This window comes from Beijerinckia sp. L45 (assembly GCF_009765775.1).
In the GTDB taxonomy this organism is placed as follows: Bacteria; Pseudomonadota; Alphaproteobacteria; order Rhizobiales; family Beijerinckiaceae; genus RH-AL1.
This window is the reverse complement of the sequence record NZ_LMUU01000124.1, coordinates 33,497-46,771: the sequence shown is the minus strand read 5'-3', so window position 1 is coordinate 46,771 and position 13,275 is coordinate 33,497. Positions and strand designations below refer to the sequence as shown.

The 13,275-nt window shown below is 65.2% G+C and carries 13 protein-coding genes; 6 read left to right on the top strand and 7 right to left on the bottom strand.

The window, feature by feature from the left end; all coding sequences use genetic code 11:
* Window positions 1–57: 57 nt before the first annotated feature.
* From GSQ79_RS13330 to GSQ79_RS13315, 4 genes are all read left to right on the top strand, one after another.
* A complete protein-coding gene (locus GSQ79_RS13330) occupies window positions 58–564 on the top strand; it encodes an RNA polymerase sigma factor (RefSeq protein ID WP_158809190.1) in 507 nt (168 codons plus the stop codon).
* On the top strand, window positions 561–1,382 hold the full coding sequence (locus tag GSQ79_RS13325; protein ID WP_158809189.1) for an anti-sigma factor: 822 nt from the start codon (window positions 561–563) through the stop codon (window positions 1,380–1,382). Before GSQ79_RS13330 ends, GSQ79_RS13325 begins: the two co-directional genes overlap by 4 nt.
* A gap of 319 nt (window positions 1,383–1,701) precedes the next feature.
* A complete protein-coding gene (locus tag GSQ79_RS13320; protein WP_246725313.1) occupies window positions 1,702–4,107 on the top strand; it encodes a TonB-dependent siderophore receptor in 2,406 nt (801 codons plus the stop codon).
* A gap of 107 nt (window positions 4,108–4,214) precedes the next feature.
* Complete coding sequence (locus GSQ79_RS13315) at window positions 4,215–4,559, top strand: hypothetical protein (protein WP_210253080.1); 345 nt, start codon at window positions 4,215–4,217, stop codon at window positions 4,557–4,559.
* A gap of 286 nt (window positions 4,560–4,845) precedes the next feature.
* Here the strand turns inward: GSQ79_RS13315 and GSQ79_RS13310 are convergent, their stop codons facing one another.
* Complete coding sequence (locus tag GSQ79_RS13310; RefSeq protein ID WP_158809196.1) at window positions 4,846–5,475, bottom strand: TetR/AcrR family transcriptional regulator; 630 nt, start codon at window positions 5,473–5,475, stop codon at window positions 4,846–4,848.
* 114 nt (window positions 5,476–5,589) lie between these two features.
* Between GSQ79_RS13310 and GSQ79_RS13305 the strand changes: the two genes are divergently transcribed.
* Window positions 5,590–6,237: a glutathione S-transferase gene (locus GSQ79_RS13305; protein WP_158809187.1), complete on the top strand. Its 648-nt coding sequence runs from the start codon at window positions 5,590–5,592 to the stop codon at window positions 6,235–6,237.
* 184 nt (window positions 6,238–6,421) lie between these two features.
* Entirely contained in the window at window positions 6,422–7,384 is a 963-nt protein-coding gene (locus GSQ79_RS13300) for a S1C family serine protease (protein ID WP_158809186.1), read from the top strand.
* Between the two features lie 30 nt (window positions 7,385–7,414).
* Here GSQ79_RS13300 and GSQ79_RS13295 read toward each other — a convergent pair whose 3' ends face one another.
* The 6 genes from GSQ79_RS13295 to GSQ79_RS13270 all read right to left on the bottom strand — a co-directional run bounded on the left by GSQ79_RS13295 (window position 7,415) and on the right by GSQ79_RS13270 (window position 13,192).
* Window positions 7,415–7,663, bottom strand: a complete 249-nt coding sequence (locus GSQ79_RS13295; RefSeq protein WP_158809185.1) for a hypothetical protein — start codon at window positions 7,661–7,663, stop codon at window positions 7,415–7,417.
* Window positions 7,664–7,690: 27 nt separating this feature from the next.
* Window positions 7,691–8,002: a cytochrome c gene (locus tag GSQ79_RS13290; protein ID WP_246725312.1), complete on the bottom strand. Its 312-nt coding sequence runs from the start codon at window positions 8,000–8,002 to the stop codon at window positions 7,691–7,693.
* 126 nt (window positions 8,003–8,128) lie between these two features.
* Window positions 8,129–9,418, bottom strand: coding sequence for a sorbosone dehydrogenase family protein (locus tag GSQ79_RS13285; protein WP_158809183.1), 1,290 nt, complete (start codon window positions 9,416–9,418; stop codon window positions 8,129–8,131).
* 215 nt (window positions 9,419–9,633) lie between these two features.
* Entirely contained in the window at window positions 9,634–11,115 is a 1,482-nt protein-coding gene (gene xylB, locus GSQ79_RS13280) for a xylulokinase (protein ID WP_158809195.1), read from the bottom strand.
* On the bottom strand, window positions 11,115–12,083 hold the full coding sequence (locus GSQ79_RS13275; protein WP_158809182.1) for a carbohydrate kinase: 969 nt from the start codon (window positions 12,081–12,083) through the stop codon (window positions 11,115–11,117). Before GSQ79_RS13275 ends, xylB begins: the two co-directional genes overlap by 1 nt.
* The gene (locus tag GSQ79_RS13270; RefSeq protein WP_158809181.1) at window positions 12,080–13,192 is read right to left on the bottom strand and encodes an ABC transporter ATP-binding protein; all 1,113 of its coding nucleotides are present in this window, start codon (window positions 13,190–13,192) and stop codon (window positions 12,080–12,082) included. Before GSQ79_RS13270 ends, GSQ79_RS13275 begins: the two co-directional genes overlap by 4 nt.
* Between the last annotated feature and the right edge of the window lie 83 nt (window positions 13,193–13,275).

Below are 13,275 nucleotides of genomic sequence, written 5' to 3'. Positions count from 1 at the left end.
CTGCAGACGTCCCTGCTGCCCCGCCCTGGGCCTCGCCACGTGCATGAGCAGGCATCCGTGGACCGGAGCGACAGCGATGCGCATCTCGAGGGCTACATCCCGGCGCTGCGGCGGTACGCGTTTGCCCTTGTCGGCGACCATCACAGAGCGGACGACCTGGTCCAGGATTGCCTGTTGCGGGCTATCGCGAGCCGAACGGCGCCCGAGGGCGACCGGCGCGCATGGCTTTTCACGATCCTGCGCAACAGCCATCTCACCACCGAGCGTGATGCCAGGCGCCGGGGCGTGCCGATGAGAATGGACGAGGTGTCGCTGCCGACGACTCCCGCGGATCAGGCCGCGCGCCTCGAGGCGCGCGACGCGCTTGCCGTGATCGCGCAGCTTCCCGAAGATCAGAAGTCTCTACTGCTCCTGATCGGTGTCGACGATCTCTCCTACGACGAGGCCGCGCGCGTTCTCGGCATTCCCATCGGCACCGTCATGTCGCGTCTGTCTCGGGCGCGACGCCATCTCCGCGATCTCATGGAAACGGGCCGTCCCTTCGCGCTCAGGAGCGTGAAATGACAGACCCTCATGCGCCGATCGGCGAGGACGATCTTCAGGGTTTCATCGACGATCGTCTCGATGCGGAGCGCAGGCCCCTGGTCGAAGCCTATGTCGCCGACCACCCCGAGGTTGCCCGCCGTCTGGCCGCTGATCGCGCCATCCGCGACGGCCTAAGGGGCGCGTTGCAGAGCAAGGTCGAAGAGCCGGTTCCCGCAAGGCTGCGGATCGCGAACATCCGGACCCTCCGCCGCACGCTGTGGATTCGGCGCGGTCGCGTCGCGGCCGCGGCCGCGGTCGTCTTTCTCGTCGGAGCCGGCAGCGCCTTCCTCGCGGATCGCGTCGTGCCGGGCCTGTCCAGGCCAGCGGCGGCCTCCGCGGCGACCATGGTCGCGCGCGATGCCACGGCGGCCTATCGCACATTCGTCGTCGACGTGGCGCACCCGGTCGAAGTCGGCGGCGAAAACGAAGGCCTTCTCATTCAGTGGCTCTCGACACGGCTCGGCCTGCCGTTGGCGGCCCCCGACCTTTCGACGTTCGGCTACACGCTGATGGGCGGCCGCGTGCTGCCCGGCTTCACCAGGCCTGCCGCCCAGCTCATGTACGAAAATGCGCGTGGAAAACGCGTCACCGTCTTCATTCGACCGAGCAAAGGCGGTGGCGAGGGCAGCTTGCGCTTTCAGCAAGACGGCGAGACAGCCTCGTTCATTTGGATGGGCGACAATTTCGGCTGTGCCATCACCGGCGCTATCGGGCGTGACGAACTGCGGCCGATCGCGGAGGCGGTGTATCGCCGCCTGGACGACGATCACGACGACGACCGGCCGAGGAAGGGCTGAGATGCGCCAGATCTCCGCTCGCGAACGCAAGCATTATCACGTCGCCGTGATAAATTTGCCTGCCCGACCAGCCTTCCAGGCAAAGCAACGGGACTCCTCGACAATTCACTCTGCCTTTATCGATTCCAAATCGTAGATTATGATGACACTCCGCAAAGTAGAAACATTCTAAGATATTTTAGTAGACTCTGCTTTTTCTATATATAATGAATTATTTGGCTTCAGATTACATCTTCGTCATGACGAGGACTTTTGATCGTGGCTCAATATTGTCTTTATTCTGCAGGGGGCTGCGTTGACATCATCGATACCGCATTCATTGAGAGCGATCAGGCCGTTCGGCCGATCCCTGGCGTCCGACCTCGAGAAAGCCGCGACCTTCACGGGCGCCTGCCTCGCCGTTGCAGGCTCGGTGACGACAGCATCGGCCGAGCCCGCCCCATCCGAACTTCCCGCCGTGACAGTCGACGCCCCGGCCAAACGCGCGCGGGCGGCGCCCCCGAAGCCGACGCAGGCCCATGTCGCGGCCCGGACGGCGCTACGAAAAACGGTCCGTCAGCAACGCAATGCGGCCAGCCAGCCGTTGCCGCCCCATGCCAGCGGTGCCGGCCTGCCGACCTTTGCCCGCGCGCCGGGCAGCAACCCCTACGCGGACCCGCGCGCCGACTACAAAGCGGATCGCCTGTCGTCCCCCAAGTTCACCCAACCTATTCTCAACACGCCACGCTCGGTGACCGTGCTGACGAAAGAGGTGCTGGAGGACAAGAATGCGACGTCGCTGCGGGAGGTCGCACGCTCGACGGCCGGCGTGTCGCTCGGCACCGGCGAAGGCGGCAACGCCTTCGGCGACCGCTTCTTCATCCGCGGTTTCGACGCGCGCAACGACATCTTCGTCGACGGCGTCCGCGATCCGGCCGTGAGCATCCGCGAAAACTTCTTCACTGAACAGGTCGAGATTTTGCGCGGACCGGCTTCGTCCTTTGCCGGACGCGGCACGACCGGCGGCGCCATCAACATCGTCACCAAACAGGCGCAGGACCAGGCCTTCACCCGCTTCGAAGGCGAAGGCGGCACCGATCAGACCAAGCGCGTGACGATCGATGTGAACCGGCCGTTGAGCCAGACCCTTGACGTCCGCCTCAACGGCCTGTTTCAGGACGCCGGCGTCGCCGGCCGCAACTATGTCTATGACGACCGCAACGGCGTCGCCGGCGCGGTCAAGTTCCAGCCGATCACGCCGCTGATCGTCACCGCCAATTACGCCCACACCTACTTGAATGGTCGCCCGGATTTCGGCGTGCCCTTCAACATCCAGACGGCACGGCCGGTCACCGAGGGGCTCGTCCCGCGCGATACCTATTACGGCTTCAACAATCGCGATTTCACCAAGGCGACGCAGAATCTCGGCACGCTCAATGTCGAGTACAAGCCGACCGACGGCATCACGCTCAGCAGCAAGTTCCGGCAGGAATATTCCATCCTGAACTATATCGGGACGCTGCCGGAAAGCCCGAACATCCCGGCGGGCACGGTGACGCTCAATCCGCAAAGCCGGTTCCAGACGGTCAACGTGCTGGCCAACCAGACCGACGCGACCCTGAAGTTCACTACGGGGCCTCTCAATCACACCGCCGTCGCGGGCGTCGAATTCTCGCAGGAACGCGTGAGCATCGACACCTATAACGGCCTGAGCTCCGAAGCGCTGCCCGGCGGCTTCAACGGCGCCGGCTCGGTCGGCGGTCAAAGCATCTTCACCCCTCCGAACAACATTCCGTTCGGTACCAAACCGCAGATCACCGGCAACCCGAACATCATCCCGGTCAGCACCAAGGCCGGCTACGTCACCGATACCGCGAACTACAACGACTTCATCATCGGCAACGCTGGCGTCCGTTACGACGATTACAGCGTGACCTCGGGCAACAACCAGGGCTCGACATCGGTCCATTCCGGCCTGGTGGATTACAATGTCGGACTCGTCGTCAAGCCGACGCCGGCCTCCAGTCTCTACGCCGCCTATGCCACGGGATCGCAGCCGGTCGGCGCCGAACTCGATGCCACGCAGTCGCAGTTCGGCGGCCTGTTGCCGACGTCCAACGTCAACCAGGTCTTTGGCCCGCAGCGCAGCGCGGCGACCGAAATCGGCGCAAAGTACGAGGCCTTCGATCGCCGCCTGCTGACCTCGGCGGAGTTGTTCCAGACCGACGTGACCAACGCGCGCGAAGCCGTCACCGTCAACGGCGTGGCCAACACCGTCATCGCCGGCGCGGCCTATCGGACACGCGGCATCGATCTCGAGGCGCAGGGCAAGATCACAGATCGCTGGAGCGTGCTCGGTGGTTTGGTCCTCATCGACCCGCGGGTCACCCACTCCGCCGTGGCGTCGAACACCGGTCTGCTTCTGGCCAATGTCGCGACCCGCTCGCTGACCTTGCTGACGAAGTACCAGCTCAACGACTTTTTCGAGATCGGCACGCAGGCGGTGTACCGCTCGCAGGTCTACGGCGGCACGTTGTTCGCCGCGAACGCCGGCACGATTCTGCCGTCCTACTGGCGGTTCGATCTGTTCGGCGAAATGAACGTCGGGCCGAACCTGACGTTCAAGGTCTTCGCCAACAACATCTTCGATCGCACCTATTACGACGCTCTCTACCAGAGCAGGACGCCGTTCGTCCTCGTCGCGCCAGGTCGATCCGTAACCTTCGCGGCGATCGCCAAATTCTAAAACGCAGGCCAACCCTGGACCGTTCGCCACGCGTTCGGTCCAGGTCCGTTTGAAAGACGCCATTCGTCAGCCGAGGATCAAACATGGGGAAAATCCAGACAGCCTTGGTGGATGGCGGCGTCGAACTCAACATCGAGTCCGATACTGGCGCGATAATCAAGGCGATCATCGATGCGCATATGGCGCATCATCTGGCAATCGCCTTGATGCAGGTGCCGACGGTCGATGACGGCAATATCAACGGCGTCCCGTTCCTGATCTGCAAGGACCCGCAGTCTCTGGCCATCGGGGCCACCGATGATGCCGATTTGACGATCATGATCGCACCCAACAACATGCGGCCGCTACAGCTTATTTTCAGCGAGGATGGTCGCGTGCACAAGATCATGACGCTGATGAGCGAGGTCTTGCGGACGCCGCGTCAAATGCGCTTTCAGGACGGCAAGCATTGACGGGCCGTCCCGTTGCGCAGGTGCGCGAAACACAAGCGAGGACGGCTCGATGACGTTTTCCGATGACAAACGGTTTGGCCTGCTGATGATCGTCAGCGTATCCCTGCTTGTCCTGGCGACGATTGCAGAGGCACGGCCACGCTGTTTGCGGTCCGTTGATCGCAGCTGCCATGTCCTCCAACATCGACATGCCCGGCCGATGGCATCGGACATAAGCCCGACCCCTTTGGTTCGAACGCCGCTGCGCGCTGACGGCCCGCCGTTCAAAGACGGGTTCGACGTTCCATCAACGGCCGGAACCAGCGCCCTTGGTGCGCCGCTTTTCGGCAAGGGGCGCCTGTCCGGCAGGATTTGATGTGGCGGGAAGCAGCCCTGCCGCCTTGTACGCTGCAATGGCCTCATCGAAGACGGCGATGTCCCCACGTCCCCGAGCCACGAGCTGCGCTCCGCCGATCGCGGAAAAGATAGCGAGCGCCCGGCCCTCGATTTCTTTCGCTCTCGTCTTTGGGGTTTCTCGCGAGAGCAGCTGCGAGAGCCAGCGAATGTTGGCGTCAGTGAACCTGTCGACTTCCGCCCTGACCTCGACAGGCAGGTCGTCGCGTTCCGCCGCCAGGATCCCGCAAAGGCACATACGATTGTTCTTCAGCAGCGCGCCTCGAAAGACGTCGGTGTATTTTTGCAGGCACGAGCCGAGATCGGAGTCGTCGGCCAGCAGGGCGTCGAAATAAGCGACCGCTTCTTCCGTATAGAGTCGCGCCAGGGCTGCGCCGAGGTCGCCCTTGGTCGGAAAGTGGTAGTGGACGCTGGCACTCTTGACCCCGACCGCCGTCGCGACATCGCGAAAACTCAGCGCGTTGTAGCCTCGCGACTGCACCATCGGACGCGCCGCGTCCATGATCGCCTGTTTGGTGTCCATGCTCACCGCATCGTCCTCTTTATCTACCTGTAGATAGAGGTTGACAGCAAAAAGGGAAGGGCTTTTAAACCCGCTATTCTATCTATCGGTAGATAAATGACGAAGGGCCTGAGAATGAAGATCCATGACATGCCGGGCGGTTTCCCTAACCCCTTGCGCATCCGCATCGTGCTCGCGGAAAAGAACCTGACCTCCCAGGTCACGTTCGTAAAAGTCGACATCATCGCGGCGGAGCATAAGCAGCCCGCCTTTCTGGCGAAGAATCCGTCGGGCACGGTCCCGGTGCTGGAACTCGACGACGGGACGTTCCTGTCCGAATGCACGGCTATCACGGAATATCTCGACAACCTCGACGGCCGTCCGACCCTCACGGGAAAGACCCCGCTGGAGAAGGGCATGATCCACATGATGCAGCGCCGCGCCGAGGCCGAACTCAGCGACGCCGTCGGCATCTATTTCCACCACGCGACTCCTGGACTCGGCGCCCGCGTCCAGCCCTACAAGAGCCCCGAGTGGAGCGGCCGCAAGGCCTGGGGCGAACGGCATCGGGACAAGGCCCTCGCCGGCATGCGCTACTTCGACGGCATCTTGCGGAGCAACCCGTTTGTCGCCGGCCAGACCTTCTCGATGGCTGACATCACCGTCCTCGCTGGTCTGGTCTTCGCAGGTTTCGCCGAGATCGCCGTGCCAGCCGACTGCACCAGACTTGTGGCCTGGAACGCCAGCATGCAGGACCGACCGAGCGTCAAACACCCCGCTTGAGAACAGACATGTCCCGGTCGTCACCGATCGGGGCATGGCGGCCGCGACGGAGCTGGCCGCAGAAGAAGCCGGACGCTAGCAGCTGGCGCCGCCCGGCGCAGACGTCTTGAATTACCGGTACATGCCTCCGAACTTAGGATGGACGCGGTGATCGTTGCCGCGAAGGCGTCGAAAGGCAGCCCCAATGGAACTTGCATACCCTTCTTCGGAGTCACGCCACCAAGCCCGTAACGCCGATCCGCTGGATGCCTATTCGCGGATCGTATCCGACGTAGCGGACCGCGTGGGTCCTGCGGTCGTCCGGGTCGAGCCTCACGGCAAAGCTCGCGGCGGTGTCGGGTCCGGCGTCATCATAGCGAACGATGGCCTCGTCCTCACCAACAGCCACGTCGTCGGCGGGGCTAGGCGCGTGCGGCTCGTGCTGACCGAAGGCCGCGACGTCGAGGCCGAGGTTCTCGGCGACGATCCAGATACCGACCTCGCGCTGCTGCGGGCACCGCTGCCCGCCGGATCAGCCGTTGCGACGCTCGGCGATTCCAAGGCGCTACGCCGCGGCTACCTCGTGGTGGCGATCGGCAATCCGCTCGGCTTCGAGTCGACCGTCACCGCCGGCGTGGTGTCGGCCCTCGGGCGATCGTTGCGCTCGAAAGGCGGCCGGCTGATCGAAGACGTCATTCAGACGGATGCGGCGCTCAATCCCGGCAATTCCGGCGGCCCGCTTGTCGCCGGCTCCGGCGACGTCGTCGGCATCAACACCGCCATGATCGGCGGTGCGCAGGGCCTGTGCTTCGCGGTGTCGAGCAATACCGCGCGCTTCGTCGTCGGCGAGTTCATCGGCCACGGCCGCGTGAGGCGCGCGCATCTCGGGATCGAGGCGCAGACCCTGCCTGTGCCGCGTCGCATCGCCGTCGTCATCGGCAGCGGCCCGCACGCGGTGCGCATCGGCGCCATCGAGCCGGGTGGTCCGGCCTCGAAGGGCGGATTGCACGTCGGCGACATCCTGTTCGAGCTCGACGGGCATCCCATCGGCGGCTCCGACGACCTCATCCGCCATCTCACGGCGGACAAAATCGGGCACCCGATCGAGGCGGTCGTGCTTCGACGCGGGGTCGTGGAACACGTCGTCGTCGAGCCGCGCGAACGGTGAGGCTGAACGGTCGCGGCGCTCGCGACCTGGTCATTCGGAGGCGTCGATAAGCTTCATGCAGGCGGCGCTGACCTCCCGGCGCCGCGCAGTCATGCAAGCCTTGAGATCCTCCGCCGCGGCGCCGGCGCAGAACATCTCGATGTCGGAGCGGCAGACCGCTCGCATCCTCTGCTCCATCGTCCGAGCCGCCGGCGCCGCGGGATGCTGGATCGTGAGGCCCGCGATGAGCAGCATCGTGCCGCGCCGGATGCTCAGGCCATGACGGCGAAGCCCGCGCATGCGATCACCTCCAGGCGCAGGCTGCACTCAAGGCTTCGGCGGCGGCGTGACGTGGATCTCGATGGCGGAATAATAGGCCGCGAGATCGGCGATGTCGGCGTCCGTCAGCTTTCCCGCCATGACGCTCATCATATCATTTTTGCGGGCGCCGCTGCGATACGCCGTGAGGGCGATCGTCAGGTAATCCTTGCCCTGTCCGGCAAGATTGGGCGCCTCCGGCAGCTTCGACACGCCGTCGCGGCCATGGCAGCTGATGCATTGCAGCGTCTTGATCTTTTGCGCACCGGCCTTGGCGTCGCCTTCGGCCGAGGCCGCGGATACGCAACTGATGAGAGCCATGGCCGCTCCGAGGGTCCAAAGGCGCATGCAGATCTCCATGGCATCACTTTTGGTATGCCGGTTATCATGAAATAAGCGAGCCCGCACCGACGGTGCGGGCTCATAGTCGCAAATCCTCGCGAGCGCTTACTTGGCGGTGTAGGTAATCCGGTACACCGCGCCCGCAAAGTCGTCGGAGACCAGCAGCGAGCCATCGCGCATCTGCTCGACGTCGACGGGCCGGCCGTCATATTCCCCGTCGGCATTCAGCCAGCCTTCGGCGAAGGGCACGGAGGTCCCATCGACGGTGCCATCCTCCTTGAACTTGGTCACCATGATGCGCGCGCCGACCGGCACGGTGCGGTTCCACGACCCATGCTGGGCGGAGAAGATCGCGCCCTTGTACTCCTTCGGGAACATTTTTCCGGAGTAGAACATCATGCCGAGATCGGCGGCATGCGCGGTCTCTTCCACGACGGGGAAGACGACGTCGGCCGGCGGCGTCTGGTCCTTGTATTCCACGGTCCGCGTGTGCCCGCCACCATACCACGGGAAACCGAAATTCTCGCCCGCCTTGGTGGCGTGGTTGAGCTCGCCGGGCGGAATCTCGTCACCCATGCCATCGACCTGATTGTCGGTGAACCACAGCGTCTTGTCTTTCGGATTGAAATCCATGCCGACGGAATTGCGCACGCCGTGGGCGAAAATCTCGCGGTTCTTGCCGTCGTGATCCATGCGCAGGATGCTGCCGAGGCCGGCCTTGTAATACATGTCGTATTTTTCGGGCGCGTAGACGTTGTAGGGCTGGCCGATCGTCACATAGAGCTTGTTGTCGGGGCCGATCCGGCAGACGCGCGCCGAATGGTTGAAGCTCTCTTCCGAGGGCGGAATCAGTTCGCCCTGCGCCACCACCGGGCTGACGGCGACGTCCGGGCTTTCGTAGAAGAACTCGGCGGCAGCGAAGGAGAGAATACGGTTCTGCTCGACCGTGTAGAGGAAGCCGTCCTTGGAGAAGCAGATGCCGTTGGGGTTACTGAACGTTACGGTCGGTGCGAATTCCTTGACCTCACTAGCGGCGCCCGAACGGGCGCGGTCGGTCAACGCGTAGATCTTGTCCTTGCGCGTGCTGACGAAGGTGACGACGCCCTGCGGTCCGACGGCGATCATCCGCGCGTCCGGCACCTGCGCATAGAGGCTGATCTTGAACCCGGGCGGCAGCTTGATGTGGGCGAGAGTCTTTTCGATGTCGGCGGCCTTCGCCGGATCCTGCGCCACCATGGGAATCGACTTCATGCCGGTCGACTTGAAGTCCTGCATCTTGTTGAACGTCGCGCTCGCAGCAGGCGGGGGCGAAGGCGCGGGAGACGCGGTCTGCGCGAGAGCGGCAGATGTCGTCAAGGCACAGACGGCAGTGGCAGTGAGCCAAACAGACTTCATTACTTTCCTCCCAAACACGCTGGCCGCTTTCGACCGCCCGCTTCATCCCGATTAAATCGCGCGGCCGCAAGCTAGACGATAGCAATAGCAAGTAGAGCCGATAGTCACGGCATTGTTACAACTGCGCCCTCAGCTGCCGTCTGCCTGTTTATTGTTAACCGCTCACATGCTTGCTTCGATATGTCAGCCGACTTTTTGTGCCGCGGCAGCGCACTTCAGGCGGAAGTAGCCGTCGTTTGGTCCGCGACCACCGCGTCCCGCATCGCAGGATAAAGCCGGCGATAGGCCGCAAGGCGCGCTGCATAGGCCTCGGCAAGGTCACGCTCGGGCTCGATCGCATCACGACGCACCGGCGGAACGCAGATCTCGGCGGGGTCTTCGCCGGTCACGCTCAGGCGGCCCAGGCGTGCCGCCCCGAAGGCGCCGCCATGCTCGCCTTCGACCAGCGGATGCAGGGGAACACCGAGCACCGAAGCGAGAATGCGGACCCAGGCGTTCGAGCGCGAGCCGCCACCGATCACGTCCGCGGCCTCGATCCGGGTTCCCGAGGCCGCGAGCGCGTCAAGGCAGTCGCGCAGCGAGAACGCGACGCCCTCCAACACGGCTTGCGTCATCGCAGCGCGGTCCGTTCCTGCGGCCAGACCGGCGAACCCGCCTCGCACCGAACCGTCGTTGTGCGGTGTACGCTCGCCCGCGAGGTAGGGCAGGAAGAGCACCTCGCTAGGCGCGCGCACCGTGCCGATTTCGGCAAGCAGGTCCGCTTCGTGCCGGCCGGCGATCGCGGCCCACCACGCCAACGAGGCGGCAGCCGACAGAGTCACCCCCATCTGATGCCACAGCCCCGGCAGCGCATGGCAGAAGGCGTGAACGGTGGCGTCGGGATAGGGGCGGAAGCGGTCGGTCGCGGCGAACAGCACCCCCGATGTTCCCAACGACACGAAGGCATCGCCCGCGCGGATCGCGCCGAGGCCGATCGCACCCGCCGCGTTATCGCCCGCGCCCCCGGCAAACACCGGCGCGTTTGTCATGCCCCAACGCTGGCAGAGGTCCGCGCGCAACCGTCCGGCCTGCGCGTTTCCCTCGACAAGGCGCGGCATTGCCGCGCTGGTGAGTCCGGTCGCGGCGAGCAAGGTGTCGGACCACACGCGACCCCCGACGTCGAGCCAGAGCGTGCCCGACGCATCCGACATGTCCTCGATCGCCTCCCCCGTCATCGCGAGGCGGAGCCACGCCTTAGGCAGGAGCACGCGGGCAACGCGCGCAAAGATCTCGGGCTCGTGCTTGCGGACCCACAGAAGTTTCGGCGCGGGGAAACCCGGCATGGCACGATTGCCGGCAATCCTCGCCAGGTCCGGGATTTGTTCTTCGAGGGTGCGGCACTCGACGCTCGCGCGCGTGTCGTTCCACAGAATGCACGGCCGCAGGACCGTGTCGGCGGCATCAAGGAGCACGGCACCGTGCATCTGGCCGGAGAGGCCGATGCCGGCGACCGCGGCAAGCTCGCGAGGATGGCGCTCGCGCAGACCATCGATCGCGGCAAGGAGCGCCGCCCACCAGTCGGCGGAATCCTGCTCGCTCCAGCCCGGCCTCGGACGGCTCAGGGACAGCGGCACCGACGCGCTGCCGACGACGTGCTGTCGCTCGTCGACGAGGATCGCCTTGAGCCCGGAGGTGCCGAGATCGATACCGATGAACATCATAGCACGGGCTCGGCGAGGAACGCTTTGAGATCCGCGGCGGTCGGCAGGTCGGCACCGAGCCGGGAACAGGTGATGCTGGCCGCGGCGGTCGCCTCGTGGAGCAGCCCTTGCAGCGCATTGGCATCGAGCGCTGCAAGACCGTCCCGCGTCAGGCGTTTGTCGCGCGACAGGCCGGCGAGCAGGGCGGCATGGAACGTGTCGCCCGCGCCCACCGTATCGACGACCCGCACCGGACGGCCGGGCACGGTGATCCGGCCTGCAGCGTGGTAGGCGGTAGCGCCGGCGGCGCCGGCGGTAAAGACCACCAGCGCCGGACCCGCCGCGAGCCAATCCGCTGCGAGAGCGGCCTCGTCGGACTCCGCGCCGAAAGCCGCAATGCGATCCTCATCGCTGAGTTTGACGATGTCCGCATGACGCATGAGGACCGCAAAACGGCGACGCCAGCCGCCGAGATCGTCGATCAGGTCGAGGCGCAGGTTCGGGTCGAGGCTGATGACACGGCGCCCTGCTTCCCGTTCGACGAGCGCGACGAAGGTCGAGCCGACGGGCTCCATCGCCAGCGAGAACGAGCCGAGCGCCAGCGCGGAAACGGCGGCGGGCAACATGCCCGGCAGATCGTCGCGCGTGACGTCGGCGTGGGCGCAGTGTTCGGCATGGAAGGTGTAGGCGGGATGACCGTCCGCACCGACCGCCACGATGGCGAGCGGCGTCGGGTGCGTGCTGGCTTTGGCGAACCCGACGTCGACGCCTTCGGCGGTGAGACGGTCCCGCAACATCTGGCCGAACGTGTCCGACGACAGGCCGCCGAAAAAGCCGGCGCATGCGCCGAGCCGGCTGAGACCGATCGCGAGATTGAAGGGCGAACCGCCGGCGACGGCCAGCGCCGGAAGGCCGCCGCGCGTGCCCTCGCAGCGGCCGGCCTCGACGAACAGGTCGACCAGCGCCTCGCCACAGACCAGGATCATGCGGCGGCAGGCCGTCGGGAGACGGTACGCATGCGCGGCAACGCCTGCCCGTCCGCGTCGAACAGGTGCGTGGTGTCGGGATCGATGCCGAGCCGGATGGACTCGCCGGGCTGCAGGGCGGCACTGCCTTCGATCTGGGCCACGGCGCTGCCGCCTCCGGCAAGGGCGACGTGAACGAGGGTGAGGCCGCCCAGGCGTTCGATGTCGCTGACCTCGCCGGTCAAGGGGCCGGTGGCGGCGGGTTTCAAGGCTTCCGGTCGGATGCCCAGCGTCATCGCGTCGCCGACAGCCGCACGCGCACCGCCGACGGGCACAGCGAGCTCCCCGTTGCCGGGAAGCTCCACGCGCACGCCGCTCGCGTCTACGGCCAGGACCCGGGTGGCAAGCAAGTTCATCCGAGGGCTCCCGATAAAGCCGGCGACGAACAGGTTGGCGGGGTGGTGGTACAGCTCGAGCGGCGAACCGACCTGCTCGATGCGGCCGGCCTGCAGCACGACGATCTTGTCGGCCATGGTCATGGCTTCGACCTGATCGTGCGTGACGTAGATCATCGTGGCATCGAGCTCGCGATGCAGGCGCGCCAGTTCGATCCGCATTTGGCCGCGCAATGCGGCGTCGAGGTTCGACAGCGGCTCGTCGAACAGGAACACTTTTGGATTGCGCACGATGGCCCGCCCGATGGCGACCCGCTGGCGCTGGCCGCCGGAGAGTTCTTTCGGCCGCCGGTCGAGATAGGCGTCGAGCTGGAGGATCCGCGAGGCCTCCGCCACCTTGCGCTCGCGCTCCGCCTTCGGCGCGTTCGCCAGTCGCAGGGCAAATCCCATGTTCTGGCGCACCGTCATATGCGGATAGAGCGCGTAGGACTGGAAGACCATCGCAAGACCGCGGTCCGCCGGCGCGACATCGTTGACGCGCCGGCCGTCGATCAGCAGATCACCGGCGGTGATCTCCTCAAGCCCCGCGATCATCCGCAGCAAGGTCGACTTGCCGCATCCCGATGGCCCGACGAACACCGCGAACTCCCGATCGGCGATGTCGAGATCGATGCCCTTGATGATCTCGCTCGCGCCGTAGCTCTTGCGCAGGCCGCGCAGAGACAAGGTAGCCATGGCGTATCTCCTATTTCACGGCGCCGAACGTGAGGCCGCGCACGAGTTGGCGCTGGGACAGCCAGCCGAAGACGAGGATCGGC